This window comes from Salmonella sp. SAL00653 (genome assembly GCF_046552515.1).
GTDB classification, from domain to species: Bacteria; Pseudomonadota; Gammaproteobacteria; order Enterobacterales; family Enterobacteriaceae; genus Salmonella; species Salmonella enterica.
The window spans coordinates 35,094-50,040 of record NZ_JBGDTY010000012.1 but is presented as its reverse complement, the minus strand read 5'-3'; the positions used below and the strand labels follow the sequence as shown (position 1 = coordinate 50,040).

13 protein-coding genes are annotated in these 14,947 nt (G+C 52.4%); 1 reads left to right on the top strand and 12 read right to left on the bottom strand.

All coding sequences use genetic code 11. From position 1 onward, the window contains the following. Window positions 1-10: 10 nt before the first annotated feature. From argT to ACLJRU_RS14710, 6 genes are all read right to left on the bottom strand, one after another. Window positions 11-793, bottom strand: coding sequence for a lysine/arginine/ornithine ABC transporter substrate-binding protein ArgT (gene argT / locus ACLJRU_RS14735; protein ID WP_000754421.1), 783 nt, complete (start codon window positions 791-793; stop codon window positions 11-13). Window positions 794-1,081: 288 nt separating this feature from the next. Then, window positions 1,082-1,651 carry a UbiX family flavin prenyltransferase gene (locus ACLJRU_RS14730; protein WP_000825682.1) on the bottom strand — a complete coding sequence of 190 codons (570 nt, stop codon included), beginning with the start codon at window positions 1,649-1,651 and terminating at the stop codon, window positions 1,082-1,084. 26 nt (window positions 1,652-1,677) lie between these two features. Beyond that, window positions 1,678-3,084 carry an amino acid permease gene (locus ACLJRU_RS14725; RefSeq protein ID WP_023235103.1) on the bottom strand — a complete coding sequence of 469 codons (1,407 nt, stop codon included), beginning with the start codon at window positions 3,082-3,084 and terminating at the stop codon, window positions 1,678-1,680. 63 nt (window positions 3,085-3,147) lie between these two features. Further along, window positions 3,148-4,251, bottom strand: a complete 1,104-nt coding sequence (locus ACLJRU_RS14720; protein ID WP_001540529.1) for an alanine/ornithine racemase family PLP-dependent enzyme — start codon at window positions 4,249-4,251, stop codon at window positions 3,148-3,150. Between the two features lies 1 nt (window position 4,252). Beyond that, window positions 4,253-5,674 carry an APC family permease gene (locus ACLJRU_RS14715; protein ID WP_000072512.1) on the bottom strand — a complete coding sequence of 474 codons (1,422 nt, stop codon included), beginning with the start codon at window positions 5,672-5,674 and terminating at the stop codon, window positions 4,253-4,255. A 90-nt stretch (window positions 5,675-5,764) separates the two neighbouring features. Next, a complete protein-coding gene (locus tag ACLJRU_RS14710) occupies window positions 5,765-7,162 on the bottom strand; it encodes a diaminopimelate decarboxylase family protein (RefSeq protein WP_001540532.1) in 1,398 nt (465 codons plus the stop codon). 210 nt (window positions 7,163-7,372) lie between these two features. On the opposite strand from ACLJRU_RS14710, the gene ACLJRU_RS14705 reads away from it, so the two are divergent. Then, window positions 7,373-8,800 (top strand): sigma-54 interaction domain-containing protein, encoded by a 1,428-nt coding sequence (locus ACLJRU_RS14705; RefSeq protein WP_000168925.1) that lies wholly within the window; start codon window positions 7,373-7,375, stop codon window positions 8,798-8,800. 35 nt (window positions 8,801-8,835) lie between these two features. Here the strand turns inward: ACLJRU_RS14705 and purF are convergent, their stop codons facing one another. The 6 genes from purF to ACLJRU_RS14675 form a co-directional block, all read right to left on the bottom strand. Further along, window positions 8,836-10,353 (bottom strand): amidophosphoribosyltransferase, encoded by a 1,518-nt coding sequence (purF, locus tag ACLJRU_RS14700; RefSeq protein WP_023235104.1) that lies wholly within the window; start codon window positions 10,351-10,353, stop codon window positions 8,836-8,838. 37 nt (window positions 10,354-10,390) lie between these two features. After that, the gene (cvpA, locus tag ACLJRU_RS14695; RefSeq protein ID WP_000262102.1) at window positions 10,391-10,879 is read right to left on the bottom strand and encodes a colicin V production protein; all 489 of its coding nucleotides are present in this window, start codon (window positions 10,877-10,879) and stop codon (window positions 10,391-10,393) included. A 310-nt stretch (window positions 10,880-11,189) separates the two neighbouring features. Then, window positions 11,190-11,864 (bottom strand): cell division protein DedD, encoded by a 675-nt coding sequence (gene dedD / locus ACLJRU_RS14690; RefSeq protein WP_000157036.1) that lies wholly within the window; start codon window positions 11,862-11,864, stop codon window positions 11,190-11,192. Next, window positions 11,854-13,122, bottom strand: a complete 1,269-nt coding sequence (gene folC / locus ACLJRU_RS14685) for a bifunctional tetrahydrofolate synthase/dihydrofolate synthase (protein WP_001540535.1) — start codon at window positions 13,120-13,122, stop codon at window positions 11,854-11,856. Before folC ends, dedD begins: the two co-directional genes overlap by 11 nt. Window positions 13,123-13,189: 67 nt before the next feature. Then, window positions 13,190-14,104, bottom strand: coding sequence for an acetyl-CoA carboxylase, carboxyltransferase subunit beta (gene accD / locus ACLJRU_RS14680; RefSeq protein WP_000118383.1), 915 nt, complete (start codon window positions 14,102-14,104; stop codon window positions 13,190-13,192). A gap of 149 nt (window positions 14,105-14,253) precedes the next feature. Then, entirely contained in the window at window positions 14,254-14,913 is a 660-nt protein-coding gene (locus ACLJRU_RS14675) for a DedA family protein (RefSeq protein WP_000364318.1), read from the bottom strand. Between the last annotated feature and the right edge of the window lie 34 nt (window positions 14,914-14,947).

Sequence of the window (14,947 nt, the reverse complement as noted above, 5' to 3'; positions counted from 1 at the left end):
TCCCCTTCCCTCAATCGCCGTAGACATTAAAATCGAAGTACTTTTTGGCCATTTTGTCGTAAGTTCCGTCCTGGCGCAGTTCGGTCAGCGCTTTATCAAACGCGGCTTTTAGCTCGGTATCGTCTTTACGCAGCCCAATCCCCGTCCCGTCGCCAAAATATTTTTTATCCTTCACGGAAGGACCGGCAAACGCATACTCCTTGCCCGCTGGCTGCTTCAGGAAACCTTCGCTGGCGGCGACTTCATCCTGCAATGCAGCATCCAGGCGACCGGCGGTTAAATCGGAATAGATAAGATCCTGGTTGGCATAAGCCACCACATCCACACCTTTAGTGCGCCAGTTATCATTGGCGTAAGCCTCTTGCGTGGACCCTTGCAGCACGCCGACATGCTTGCCTTTCAGCGATTCCAGCGTCGGCTGAATGGGAGACCCTTTTGCCGCAATCAGGCGTGAATCCGCCGCGTAAAGTTTGTCGGAAAACGCGATTTCTTGCTGGCGTTTATCGGTGATAGAGAGCGATGAAATAATGGCATCAATTTTTTTCGCTTTTAGTGAGGGAATAAGCGCATCAAAGTCGCTGGCGACCCAGGTACATTTCACCTGCATACGCTTACACATTTCATTACCGAGATCGATATCAAAGCCAATAAACTCGCCTTTGGCATCTTTTGATGAGAAAGGCGCGTAGGTGGTATCTGTTCCAATACGAACCGTTTGCGGGAGCGCGGCGTAACTGGCCGCCGTCGCGCCCAGACCTATCAGCAAAGACAAAGCGAGAACGGTCTTCTTCATACATACCCCTCAAGTGGCGTCATTTTCTTATGTTTTACGTGGTGTTGTGTGTTTGCAGACTTTTTCATGCAGGTCTTATGCCATTTTCACGTCAGCAAAACGATTCGACGTTAAATTTGTTAATAAAACGTTGCAATATTGTCCTGATGTTGAAGATAGCAGGTATGACGGTTGAACCGCAGCGTTTCGGCGGCTTTTAACGAATTAAATGTTGAGGATATGATCGCGGTTACAAAATTGCCCTGAAACAGGGCAACAGGGACAATAATGCACGCTAAACAGACAACGCTATGCGCCCTGCCAGCGAACAAAAAGATCGTGCGGAAGGGGGATATCAAACTGATCCAGCACTCGGTTAACCGTTTGATTTATAACATCATCTAACGTCTGAGGAAGATGATAAAAAGCCGGAACCGGCGGCATAATCACCGCGCCTATCTCAGCGGCCTGGGTCATTAAACGCAAATGCCCGATATGCAGCGGCGTTTCGCGCACACACAGCACCAGAGGTCGCCGCTCTTTTAATATCACATCCGCCGCGCGGGTAAGCAGTCCGTCAGTATAACTGTGGACAATCCCCGACAGCGTTTTAATCGAACAGGGCAAGATAACCATTCCCGCCGTCGGGTAAGAGCCCGAGGAAATGCTGGCGGCAATGTCGCGCGCATCGTGCGTCACATCGGCCAGCGCCTGCACCTCGCGCAGCGAAAAATGGGTCTCCAGCGCCAGCGTTTGCCGGGCCGCCTGGCTCATCACCAGATGCGTTTCCACGCTATCGACATCGCGCAAAATTTGTAATAAGCGCACGCCATAAATCGCTCCGCTGGCGCCGCTAATTCCTACAATGAGTCGTTTCATGTTCTCTTACCGTTTACGAGCGCCGTTCATCCCACTGTGTTACGTAATCGGCTCAAAGTGGGTCTGAAGAGATACCATGACAAAAGAATCCCTATCATAAAAGCCAGCTCAACCAACATTATCACTACCCCTTGCTCACTAAACCAGGTGCCGACCATAATGGCAAAATTGGTGATAATGACAAATCGGGCCGTCCAGGGGAAAAGCGGCGATCGATAGCGTAGCAAATCGCTGGCGTACGTTCCATTACGCACCGATTGTCGGAAACGATACTGGCACCATCCGATGGTTATCCATGCCAGGCAACCCACCTGCCCGGTACTGGCGATCAGATATAAATAAAATTGCTGTGCGGGAATATAGCGGGTCAGCAACGACACCAACGCCAGCAAGGCCGTGATTAAAATAGCATACACCGGCACGCCGCCGCCGTTCGTTTTACCAAAGCAGGCTGGCGCAAAGCGATCGCCCGCCATAGACCACAGCATACGCGAACTGGCGTAAATGGCCGAGTTAGCGGCAGAAACCGCGGCGGAAAAGATTACCAGCGTCATCAGCGTATCCGCCCCCGGAATGCCCGCGTGGGAGAATACCCATACAAAGGGACTTTGTCCATTTGGCGTCAGTTCATGCGGATAGACCAGCGCCAGCACCGCAATCGCCAGGCCGTAAAACAAAATGATTCTGAGACCGATCCCCAGGATCACCTTCGGTAAAATAATGTGCGGCGATTCGGTCTCCCCTGCCGCATTTCCGACCAGTTCCACCCCCTGGAAGGAGTAAATCACGATCGTCATACAGACCACAATTTGCTCCCAACCGTGGGGAAACCACATTCCGTCTGTTTTTAACGTCGGGTGCCAGTCACTATGGCCCATTAGCGAGTAGATCATAACCCCGCCTGCGCAAATAAACAGCACGATCGCGAAAACCTTAATGGCCGAAAGCCAGTATTCGCATTCGCCAAAACTTTTTGCGGAGGTGAGATTGATGGCCGTCAGGATGAGCAGAATCGCCAGGCAGAACATATATACCGGAACCGCGGGGAAAAACTGGTGAGCAATAAACCCTGCGGCAGTGAGGTCGGCCGCCAGGGAAAAGACCCAGCTAAACCAGTAAAGCCAGCCAATGGTATAGCTCCAGCAAGGTGACGGCATAAACATCAGCGCGTAATGTTGAAATGAACCGGAGTGAGGAAAGGCGCATGATAATTCGCCAAGGCACATCATCGTCGCCAGCATAATGGTTCCGGCAAACAGATAGGCCAGTAAGGTTCCCGCCGGCCCGACGCTGCTTAACGGTTCGGCAATGCCGATAAATAAGCCGGTGCCAATCGTGCCGCCCAGCGACATCATCAGCAGGTGCCGCCTCTTCAGGTTACGCCGCAGACCGCCTTCGGGCTCTACTGGCGGTGATTGTTGCAGGGTATCCATCGTTACTCCCTGTCTTTCGTGAGGTCAAAGATGCCGCCGCGACATAGCCGCGGCGGTTATGCGTTAACGCGTAAACCTCCAGGCGACGCCTTTGGTCTGGCAGGCCATTAACAGGCCCGTATAATCCAGCTCAAAGCGAACCACATCGCCTACTTTTAGCGACTGACGACAATCTTCAATATCCACCAGCGTATGATCGCTGGTTTGTCCTAAGATAGTGATAGCGTCGTCACATGGCACACAGTTATCCGACGGCACATCCTGGTGACCAAACGCCAGCAATGCGCGTCGGCGTATGCCACGATCGACAAAGGTTTTACTTTGCAAAAAGGCATCGACGCCCAGCTCCCCGACCGGGACGGTCGGTTTACTGTTCAGTTCGATGATTTCCGCTTCCAGGATATACATATCGGAACAGGCTTTATCGACCGGTTTTGCGGAGTGGTGAAATTCATTCAGGTATTTCATGTCCACATATTCAATGCCGAATTCATGCAGGCCGCCGATGCGCAGATGATTCAGCCCCTGCGGCCAGATACCTTTATCCAGCAGGTGATAGCTGGTGCAGTTTCCCGCAGAAAGCCGCCGGACAGGAATACCGCTGTCGGCTTCCAGCCGGGCGGCCAGCGCCAGAAAATCCTCGCCATTTTTTACCGTTGGCAACACGGTGCCGTAACAATTAAAGTTGGTGCCCAGTCCATATAATTCCAGACCGGGCAGACCAGTAATCAGAGTCACGGTCTCAAGAATGCGTTGATATTCACCAAACCAGATACCCTCGCGTAAATCGCCCATATCCACCATCAGTAATACCTGATGCGTTTTCCCCTGGCGTTGGGCTTCTTGCGATAATGCCCGTAATACCACCGGCTCGCTATTTAAACTAATATCCGCGTAGCGCACCACATCTTCGATTTCACTCAGACACGGGCTGCGTAACAGGCAGGTCGTACATCCTGTCTCGCGTATTTTTTTCAAATTATAGGTTCGTGATTCAGCGATAACGGTAATTCCGCCGTTGAACACCGCCTGCGCGGTTTCCACGCAGCCGTCAAAAACTTTATTGACAGCCATCACGTCAATACCGCTACTTGCCAGCAGAGCTTTTTCCGTGCGGGCGTTTTCTTCCAGCTTGCGTAGATTTATTTCCAGAACTGGCATATACATTTTATTTTCCTCCCGCCATGCTTAAACGGGCATTACGTTTCTGCGCCCGATGGTAAATGTACTCCGCGACGACAACCGCCAGCACGGCTCCGCCAATAATTTTCCCGGCGTACTGGAAATATCCGCCCATATCAATTTGAGAAGGCGGAATAAATAACAGCGCAACGGCAAAGGCGATAGAAAGAAAGCCCAGCGCGGGTAAAATAGCCGGTAAAACCTTGCCCGGAATTTTAAAACTTCTTGGCGTATCCGGCTGAGTCTTACGTAAACGCCAGAACGCCGGGAACATCACCAGGTAAGGAATAAAATAGGTGATGGTCGTTAGCGCCGTTAACATCCAGTAAGCCGCCGCAACGCTTGGCGAAATAAAAGTCGAAAAACACAGGACCGTGACAATAATCGCCTGTACAGTCAAGGCAAAGGCGGGCGTTTTCCACACCGGATGTAATTTGCCGATTCGGTCCCCCAGCAGATTATCTTCACGCGAGGCTTCCTGGAGCATATAAATCGGCCCCACCAGCCAGGAGTTAATTTGCCCGAGAGCGCCAAAAAACATACAGATGGCCATAACAGGAATTAACCACGGCATATGCAGCGTGTCCGCAGCAGCATGCATAGCCTGCATGACGCCTGCCACGATGTCGGTTTTCCCTGCGGGTAAAAGCGTGTTTAGCGCCCAGGTGCCGACCATATAGATCCCAACGATAACGGCGGCGGAGACGGCCATCGCTCGCGGAAAATCACGCTGTGGATTACGGGTACGCCCGGCAATCATCGGGGCGACCTCCAGTCCGGCAAAGGCAAACATCATGCTGGATAAGAAAACGATCGTATCCCAGTGTCCGAGATCCGGAATCCAGTTTTTCGCTGTAGTGTAGTCCGTCTGCATCTGGTGTCCGGTACATAGCCATACCACCGCCAGTAAAATGAGGATGGCGGAGGGAATAAATACGCCGCACCAAGCGCTGATGCTATTGATAATTTTTGTCCATTCCATCCCGCGGATATTCATCAGCGTTAATAGCCAGAAAATTACCGCGGAACCAATACCGATAAATGCTTTATTTTCCGCCAGGCCGCCGCCGATCATATAGCCCAACGCGGTAAAGCCGAATTGCAGCATTAATGGGAAAAACAGTACGCAGGAAAAGAGAAAACAAACCACGACAATCCATGCAATACGTTTACCAAATGCCTCTTTAATCCAGACAAATATCCCGCCATCTTTCGGCCAGCCGGTTGACAGCTCGCCGCATACCATCGCTAAAGGAAAAAACAAGCAGAATGCGGCGATCACCCATAACAACATGGCCGATGCCCCGTAAGGCGCCACGTTAGGGATTTGCCGCAAACTCAGAATAGCGATGACATTCATAAAGACAATGTCTTTGATGCCAAGTAAGCCAGAATTCGTGTTACTCATGGCCATCTCCTGTTATGCATTCAGGCATCACTGCCCTCTTCTTATCATCTGACGACGGGCTTCAGCATGAAACTGAAGCCCAAAACAGTATTAATAAATGTCGTACTTGACCATATCTTCGTAACTGTCTTCCCGACGAATCAGACGCGTCTCACCATTTTTATCGATCATCACCACGCCCGTGCGCGGACGGTTGTTATAAACGGTTTGACTTTCAATGGCGTATGCCCCGGCATCAAGAAACGCGACAATATCGCCAACATGAGTCTCCTTCGGCAGTAAAAACTCTTCGCCTTTCACCCCCATGTGGAAATAATCTCCGCCATCACACAGCGGCCCGGCTAATTTTACCCAGGCGTCGTGCGCTGCCGTCATGCGAGAGGCGTTATAGACATAAAAGAACCAGTCAAAATGCTGGCTGTCAGAGAGTACGCTGTAACCAGCGTCGACAAATTTCCATTCAACGTGGCATTCCACATTGCCGTTAAGATCGTAATTTGTTTTACGTTTTTCGCAGGAGACTTCCGTCAGTAAAACCGCCGCCGACCCGGTCACTTTACGTCCCGGTTCAATACATATTTCCACATCGGTACGCCATTTATGCACTTCGCGAATGACCGCATCGGCAAAATTCTGGGCGGTAATACCGGCATACATATTATCTTTTAACGGGTCGCCATTCTCGTCGTCATATTTATAGGGAACCGGAATTCCGCCGCCCACGTTGATCAAATCAAATTTAATACCGAGCACCTCTTCCAGGCGACGGGATTCATCCACCAGCACTTTAGTCGCTTTTGCGAAAGGCTCTGACTCCGGCACCTGATCGCCCACATGCATATGCAAGCCGCGCAAATGCACATAAGGCATCGCCAGAATGCGGCGGCAGGTTTCTTCAGCCTGTTCCAGGTCGAGACCCGACTTCGCATGGAAAGCGGTAACCAGTTCCGCATGCGTCGCCGAGGGAACATTCGGCTCTACGCGGACGCAAACATTGGCGACTTTCTTCAGCTTGCGAGAGATGGCATCAATATGTTCCAGCTCATACAGGCTATCAACATTAATAAGATACAGATCGTTAGCGATGGCATATTCCAGATCGGCAGGCTTTTTCACCACGCCGTTGAAGACGATCTGATCGCCGCGAAAGCCTATCTCCAGACACTTGCGAACCTCATATTGTGAGTTTGCCTCCGCGCAAATTCCGGCGTCACGAATGGCTTTCAATACCCCCATGACCGAGCAGGTTTTTGACGCAAAGAAGGTTTTGGTATTTTTATGCGCCGCAAATGCCTGCTGGATTTCATGAATGTTACGAATAATCTCCGGCTCAGAAAACACATAGAACGGCGTGGGGTACTGGCGCGCCAGAGCGTCCAGATCGACCCCTTCAAAACACAAATGACCGTCTTTGTGCTGGAAACGGCGATCGCCGTTGATTACCTGCTCACGTAGCTGGTTGTAATTCTGCATAATCGAGTCAGTCATAACGCCCTCTGCTTAATGTTTATGGTAAAAATCCGCATTCTTTACAGGGATAAAGCAAAAGGCATGCCACTATTTTTTATCATCATAATCAATTACTTATAAAAATAAGCTGTTTCTCATTTTCGTCATTGAGTTTGTTATTCATCACAACGACGAAAATTCGTCACTTTTATAATGGCAACATGAACAATAGATATGAGGAATGCATGTATGGCATCCACCAATCAGGAACTGGCCTCGGCGCTCAGGATGTTTTCCCGCTTTTTCGATTTGATTCATCAGCCGTTGGCCGTCATTAATGAGCGTGGTGAATACGTTTACTACAATCAGGAAAGCGCGGATCTGGACGGCTACAGTATTGAACGGGCAATGGGAAAACATATGCTGGATGTCTATCCGGGCATGAAAGAGACCCAAAGTACGATGCTTTCATCGTTAAAAAAAGGCGTGGAATACATTGGCCATTATCAAATTTATTACAATGCGCGAGGCCAGGCCGTTGACTATCAGCACACCACCGCGCCGCTCTATGCAAGCGATGGCGGCATGGTCGGCGTTATCGAAATCGGCAGGAATATGTCCGGCGTCAGGCGGCTCCAGGAGCAGGTGGTAGAACTGAACCAACTGCTGTATGCCGATCACCATGAGAAGCACCATGCCATTATTACCGAAAATCCGGAAATGCTCAGTAATATCGCCAAAGCCAAACGGCTGGCCGCCAGTAATATTCCGGTGACGATTGTCGGGGAGACGGGAACGGGTAAGGAGCTATTTTCCCGCCTGATACATCAATGCAGCAAGCGGGCGAATAAGCCATTTATCGCCCTGAACTGCGGCGCTCTACCGCCTACGCTTATCGAAAGTACGCTTTTCGGCACCGTGCGCGGCGCCTATACCGGCGCGGAAAATAGCCAGGGCTATCTGGAACTGGCAAACGGGGGAACGCTCTTTCTTGATGAGCTGAACGCCATGCCGATAGAGATGCAAAGTAAGCTGCTGCGATTCTTGCAGGATAAAACCTTCTGGCGGCTCGGCGGACAACAGCAACTCCACTCTGATGTCAGGATCGTTGCCGCCATGAACGAAGCGCCCGTCAAATTAATTCAACAAGAACGTCTGCGGGCAGATCTTTTTTATCGGTTGAGCGTCGGAATGTTGACGTTACCGCCGCTGCGCGCCCGCCCGGAAGATATTCCCTTACTGGCGAATTATTTTATTGATAAATACCGTAATGACGTGCCGCAGGACATTCACGGATTAAGCGAGACGGCGCGTGCTGATCTGCTCAATCACGCCTGGCCGGGTAATGTCAGGATGCTGGAAAACGCGATTGTACGCAGCATGATCATGCAGGAAAAAGACGGGCTGCTCAAACACATCATTTTTGAACAGGACGAGTTAAATTTAGGCGTACCGGAAACCGCGCCGGAAAATCCCCTTCCCTCGTCACCCGATCCGCAGTATGAAGGGTCGCTGGAGGTACGGGTTGCTAACTACGAAAGGCATTTAATAGAAACCGCGCTGGATACGCATCAGGGGAATATTGCCGCCGCGGCCCGCAGCCTTAACGTATCGCGCACCACGTTACAGTACAAAGTACAAAAATACGCTATTCGCTTCGGCGTGGTGCGTAATTGACATCGGCCAGCGGCATTGCGCCGCTGGCAAAGCCATTAGCCTTCGTTATGCATTTCCAGGTTTTCCATTTCGTTCTGGAACAGCACCGCTTTGGCGTCGTCATTACGTAATGAATCCAAGAAGTCGAGGTATTGCTGGTCTACGTCTTTGGTGACATATACCCCGTTAAATACCGAACATTCAAACTGCTGGATATCCGGGTTTTCCGCGCGTACGGCTTCGATCAGATCGTTCAGATCCTGGAAGATAAGCCCGTCTGCGCCGATGATCTGACGAATCTCATCCACCTCGCGACCATGCGCGATCAGCTCATTGGCGGTCGGCATATCAATGCCATAGACGTTAGGGAAACGAATTTCCGGCGCGGCGGACGCCAGATAAACCTTCTTCGCGCCGGCTTCCCGGGCCATCTCGATGATCTGCTCTGATGTGGTGCCACGCACGATGGAATCATCCACCAGCAGGACGTTCTTATCGCGGAATTCCGCGCGATTAGCATTGAGCTTACGGCGCACGGATTTACGGCGTAGCTGTTGGCCCGGCATGATAAAGGTACGTCCCACGTAACGATTTTTGACAAATCCCTGGCGGTACGGCTTGCCGAGAATACGGGCAATTTCCAGTGCGATATCGCAGGAGGTTTCCGGGATAGGGATCACGACGTCGATGTCCAGATCTTCCCATTCACGAGCGATTTTTTCGCCAAGTTTGGTGCCCATATTCACACGAGCGCTGTAGACGGAGATCTTGTCGATAAAGGAGTCCGGGCGAGCAAAATAAACGTACTCAAACAGACAGGGGTTACTGACCGGGTTATCCGCGCACTGGCGCGTGAACAGTTGCCCCTTTTCGGTAATATAGATAGCTTCGCCCGGCGCGACATCGCGCAGGAATTCAAAGCCCAGCGTATCCAGCGCCACGCTTTCAGAAGCGACCATATACTCCGTACGACCATCGCCAACATCACGCTTGCCCAGCACTAACGGGCGAATGCCGTGCGGATCGCGAAAAGCCACCATGCCGTGGCCGATAATCATCGCCACGCAGGCATAGGCGCCGCGGATTTGACGGTTAGTCGCGGCAATCGCGGCAAAAATATTGTCGGCTTCCAGCGGATAGTGACGGAAGTTGTCGAGCTCGCTGGCGAAAATATTGAGCAGGATTTCGGAATCGGAGGTGGTGTTGATATGACGGCGCTTTTCTTCAAACAGCTTTTTACGTAGCTCGTGCGCGTTAGTCAGGTTGCCATTATGGGCCAACGTGATGCCATACGGCGAGTTAACATAAAAAGGTTGCGCTTCGGAAGCGCTGGAGCTGCCTGCGGTAGGGTAGCGCACATGGCCTATCCCCATGTTGCCCTGCAAACGCTGCATGTGGCAAGCTTCAAAAATATCGTTCACCAGCCCGTTTGCCTTACGCAAGCGGAAGCAGTTATTCGCATCAATGGTGATGATACCGGCAGCATCCTGACCACGATGCTGGAGCACTGTTAACGCGTCATAAATCGACTGGTTGACCGGCATAACACCGGCGATACCGACAATACCGCACATACGTCATTTTCCTCGTTAAGCCACATCTCAGAACCTGTTACGTCCTGGGCAAGAAACTCGACGAGCTTTGCAGATAGTCAAAGAACCATCTGATGATGAAGCTGAACTGCGGGATGAGCTGCGATTTGCTCCAGTCTTCGCTTTTCGACAAGCCGGTAAAGGTATCAAGGAAGAACAGAATGGCGGCGACAATCAGCGCGCCTCGCAGTGCGCCGAAACAGATCCCCAACACCCGGTCAGTTCCCGACAGGCCGGTCTTTTCTACTAGCTGACCTATCACAAAATTCACGATAGCGCCGACGATAAGCGTCGCGATAAACAGCACCGCGATAGCAATCCCATTACGAACCAGTTCGTCTTCAAAGCCCGTAAACCAGACAGACAGGTAAGTGTAGTAGTGACTGGCGACAAAGAAAGCACAACCCCACGTCACCAGCGATAACGCTTCACGAACAAAGCCGCGGATTAGGCTAACCAGACAGGAAAAAGCAATCACCGCGATAATGGCGTAATCAATCCAGACCATAGATGTCCCATGATTTTACGCCCTGTCGTCCTGTTCGGGGCGCATTCTAACAGAAAAAGAAAACGTTTGCGTAGGGATTTCCTTCCCACGCGTAAATAAAAATGGCGCTGAAAAAATATTCAACGCCATCACACTTTTTATCTCTTCGGGCACGACCAGAAGAGCTGCCATCGGCCTGATAAGCGCAGGATACCAGGTTCATTCCTTCTGCCGGATGGCGGCGTAAACGCCTTATCCAGCCTACAGAACTTCGGCTATTACCAGATGAACACCGTAGGCCTTAACGCTGCGCAGTCGGGCAAAACGCGCCTTAGTTCGGGCTATATCCCATCACCACGCCGCTTAACCCGGAAATCTGCTTGAGCTCGCCAAGCGATCCTTTCATCTTATCTTTCGACGCATCCGGCCCGACGAGAATACGGGTTATTTTACCCTGTACCGGCGTTGAGGGGGAAGTATAAACCCGGAACCCGGCGGAACGAAGCTTGCCGACTATCTCGTTGACTTTATCCGCATTTTTCAGCGCACCCAACTGTACGACATAGGCTTTGCCGGTCGGCGCAGGTTTATCGTCGGTAGCCGGTTGCGGCGCGGGCGTCGGCGTGGAAGCGGCGACAACCGGCTGTTGCGGTTTAGGCTGCGGCTTCGGCTTTTCAACCGGCTTCGGTTTAGGCGTCTCCACCGGTATCGGATCAAGCTCGACATTGTTAGACGCCATGCGCGACGGGTCCAGCGACGGCGCGGCCGCATCTCCCGCCCGCACCTCTTCAGCCGCCCCTTCCGGCGGCTGTGTCGGCAGCGCCTGCGTTGCGGCAGGCATCATATCCGGCTCATCACGGTCGCCAGGCTTCGGTACCAGTGGAATCGCAGCAAATTCATCCTGATAATGCTTTTTCTGTCCGTCCAGCAAACCGGGAAGCACAATAACCCCCAGCGCGACTAACACAATCGTGCCGACTAAACGATTCTGAAACTTACTCGCCACCGATTCTCCCCGCGTCTATCACTTCCATAACATGTGCGACGGTGTGGAATGATCCGCACACCAGCACGGTATCTTCTGGCTGCGCCGCGTCGATAGCGGCCTGCCATGCCTGCGCGACGCTATCATAGACATTCCCTTTCCCCAGATGTTCCAGAAGTTGTTCCGCCGTCGCGCCGCGCGGCCCCTCTAACGGAGCACAATACCAGTCGTCAACCACGCTTTTCAACCAGGCTAACGTGCTGGCGATATCTTTATCATGCAGCATACCAATCACCGCAAGCACGCGCCCGCGTTTCGGCAACATTTTCAGACGACCCGTCAGGTATTCCGCCGCGTGGGGATTATGGGCGACATCAAAGATAACGCGCGGCGACTCACTCACGATTTGAAAACGTCCCGGCAAGGTAGCCTGCGCAATACCGTCGCGAATCGCCTGCTCGTCAATGTTCAACCTGCTGGCGCGCAGCGCGGCCAGAGCGGTGGCGGCATTCGGCTGAGGAACCTGCGGCAACGGCAGTCCGGCAAGCGTGCCGTCACCATCGGTAAACGCCCAGTGGGTCGCTGTCACCTCATAACGCCAGTCAACGCCGCGACGCCGCAACAGCGCGCCGGTCTCCTGCGCGACATCCGCGATGGTTGTCGGCATTTCCGGTTCGCCGACGATAGCGGGTTTTTCCGCGCGAAAAATCCCGGCCTTCTCGCGGCCGATACTTTCGCGATCCGGCCCCAGCCAGTCAGTATGGTCAAGCGCGATGCTGGTAATTACCGCTACATCGGCATCCACAATGTTCGTGGCGTCCAGGCGGCCGCCCAACCCGACCTCCAGAATCACCACGTCAAGGTTAGCCTGTTTAAACAGCCACAATGCCGACAACGTACCATATTCAAAATAGGTCAATGAAATATCGCCGCGCGCCGCTTCTATTTCCGCAAAGGACGCGGTATGCGCGGATTCCGCTAATTCTTTCCCCTGCACGCGCACGCGCTCGGTGTAACGTACCAGATGAGGCGAACTATAGACGCCCACACGGTATCCCGCCGCGATTAACACCGACTCCAGCGTTCGACAGGTCGTACCTTTACCGTTGGTTCCCGCCACGGTAAAAACGAACGGCGCAGGCTTGAGGATGTCCAGACGCGCTGCCACCTGGCTTATGCGCTCAAGGCCTAAATCGATACTCTTGCTGTGCAGGTTTTCCAGATAAGAAAGCCACGAGGCCAGGGGCGACGCAGCTTGAGGTATAGATTTGTTTTTCATTGATTCCGCTGCTTCTTTACGGTGAAAAGCAAAAGGGCAGAGCCTGCGGCCCTGCCCTTTTCAGTTATCAGGCCTCAGACTCCTGATCCGGCGCCGGAGGCACCACCACGCCTTCACGCGGGGCGTCCGGGTTCGGCGCGGGCAGATTCATCAGCTTCGCCAGAATGCTCGCCAGCTTCAGGCGCATTTCCGGGCGGCGAACTATCATATCAATAGCGCCTTTTTCGATCAGGAACTCACTGCGCTGGAATCCCGGCGGGAGCTTCTCACGAACGGTTTGTTCGATAACGCGCGGGCCAGCGAAGCCAATGAGGGCTTTTGGCTCGGCGATGTTGAGATCGCCCAACATCGCAAAACTGGCGGAAACGCCGCCCATTGTCGGATCGGTCAATACCGAGATGTAGGGCAGACCACGTTCCTGCATTTTAGCCAGCGCCGCCGAGGTTTTCGCCATCTGCATCAGCGACATCAGCGCTTCTTGCATACGCGCGCCGCCGGAAGCAGAGAAACACACTAACGGACAGTTATCTTCCAGCGCCTGTTCAACGGCGCGAACGAAGCGTGCGCCAACGACAGACCCCATTGAGCCGCCCATGAACGCGAATTCAAACGCGGCGGCGACAACCGGCATACCGTGAAGCGTCCCTTTCATGACCACCAGCGCGTCTTTCTCGCCGGTTTCTTTCTGCGCGGACGCCAGTCTGTCTTTATATTTTTTGGAGTCGCGGAACTTGAGCACGTCTTTTGGCTCCAGCTCGCTACCCAACTCCACAAGGGAACCTTCATCTAACAGGCTATGCAGGCGATTGCGCGCCGACATGCGCATATGATGGTCACACTTAGGACAGACCTCAAGATTACGTTCCAGCTCAGCGCGGTATAAAACCTGACCGCAGCTATCACACTTGGTCCACACCCCTTCAGGAATGCTAGCCTTGCGGGTGGGAGTAATGTTGCTTTTAATTCGTTCAATCCAGCTCATTGGTGACCTTTCTGCCTGAACCTTAGTCAGCTTTATTATAAGGGGCGCATAATGCCATTTTTGCCCCCAACAGACCATGAATGTTGCACATTAAAACATAACAGCCCGAAACTTTGGATAAAAAAGTGGTCGAACCGCTGAGTTACTTTCTATTTTGCGGCACGCGACGCAGCGCGCTTATGCCGGACAATCTCAATGACGCCAGGTAATATCGAAACCACGATAATCCCCACAATCAGCAGCTTAAGGTTATCCTGAATCAACGGTATCGTACCGAAGAAATAACCGGCGTAGGTAAAGAGCAGCACCCACAGCAGCGCGCCGATGACGTTATAAGCGGCAAAATGCCGATAGGACATGTGCCCCATCCCTGCCACAAACGGCGCAAAGGTTCTGACGATCGGCACGAAGCGAGCGAGAATGATAGTTTTACCGCCGTGTTTTTCATAAAACTGGTGGGTTTTATCCAGATAACTGCGGCGGAAAATTTTCGAATTCGGATTACTGAACAGTTTTTCGCCGAACAGTCGACCAATCGTGTAATTTACCGCATCGCCGACAATTGCGGCGATCAGCATTAACGCCACCATGACATGCACATTGAGATCGTTGGTTTCCAGCGAAGCCAGCGCCCCGGCGACAAACAGCAGCGAGTCGCCCGGCAGGAACGGCGTGACGACCAGGCCGGTTTCACAAAACAGAATCAAAAACAAAATAGCGTACACCCAGACGCCGTACTCCGCGACCAGCTCCGCCAGATGCACATCGATGTGCAGAATAAAATCAATAATAAAGTAGATCAGGTCCATATTTGTCTTTGCCTTTCTACCCGACACGTTTCGG

What these genes read in the sequence shown, in the direction of transcription:
- argT (WP_000754421.1), bottom strand. Translation starts at nt 793, where the DNA reads ATGAAGAAGACCGTTCTCGCTTTGTCTTTGCTGATAGGTCTGGGCGCG.
- ACLJRU_RS14725 (WP_023235103.1), bottom strand. Translation starts at nt 3,084, where the DNA reads ATGGATACCCTGCAACAATCACCGCCAGTAGAGCCCGAAGGCGGTCTG.
- folC (WP_001540535.1), bottom strand. Translation starts at nt 13,122, where the DNA reads ATGAAAAACAAATCTATACCTCAAGCTGCGTCGCCCCTGGCCTCGTGG.
- ACLJRU_RS14705 (WP_000168925.1), top strand. Translation starts at nt 7,373, where the DNA reads ATGGCATCCACCAATCAGGAACTGGCCTCGGCGCTCAGGATGTTTTCC.
- ACLJRU_RS14730 (WP_000825682.1), bottom strand. Translation starts at nt 1,651, where the DNA reads ATGAAACGACTCATTGTAGGAATTAGCGGCGCCAGCGGAGCGATTTAT.
- ACLJRU_RS14710 (WP_001540532.1), bottom strand. Translation starts at nt 7,162, where the DNA reads ATGACTGACTCGATTATGCAGAATTACAACCAGCTACGTGAGCAGGTA.
- ACLJRU_RS14715 (WP_000072512.1), bottom strand. Translation starts at nt 5,674, where the DNA reads ATGAGTAACACGAATTCTGGCTTACTTGGCATCAAAGACATTGTCTTT.
- accD (WP_000118383.1), bottom strand. Translation starts at nt 14,104, where the DNA reads ATGAGCTGGATTGAACGAATTAAAAGCAACATTACTCCCACCCGCAAG.
- cvpA (WP_000262102.1), bottom strand. Translation starts at nt 10,879, where the DNA reads ATGGTCTGGATTGATTACGCCATTATCGCGGTGATTGCTTTTTCCTGT.
- ACLJRU_RS14720 (WP_001540529.1), bottom strand. Translation starts at nt 4,251, where the DNA reads ATGTATATGCCAGTTCTGGAAATAAATCTACGCAAGCTGGAAGAAAAC.
- purF (WP_023235104.1), bottom strand. Translation starts at nt 10,353, where the DNA reads ATGTGCGGTATTGTCGGTATCGCCGGTGTTATGCCGGTCAACCAGTCG.
- ACLJRU_RS14675 (WP_000364318.1), bottom strand. Translation starts at nt 14,913, where the DNA reads ATGGACCTGATCTACTTTATTATTGATTTTATTCTGCACATCGATGTG.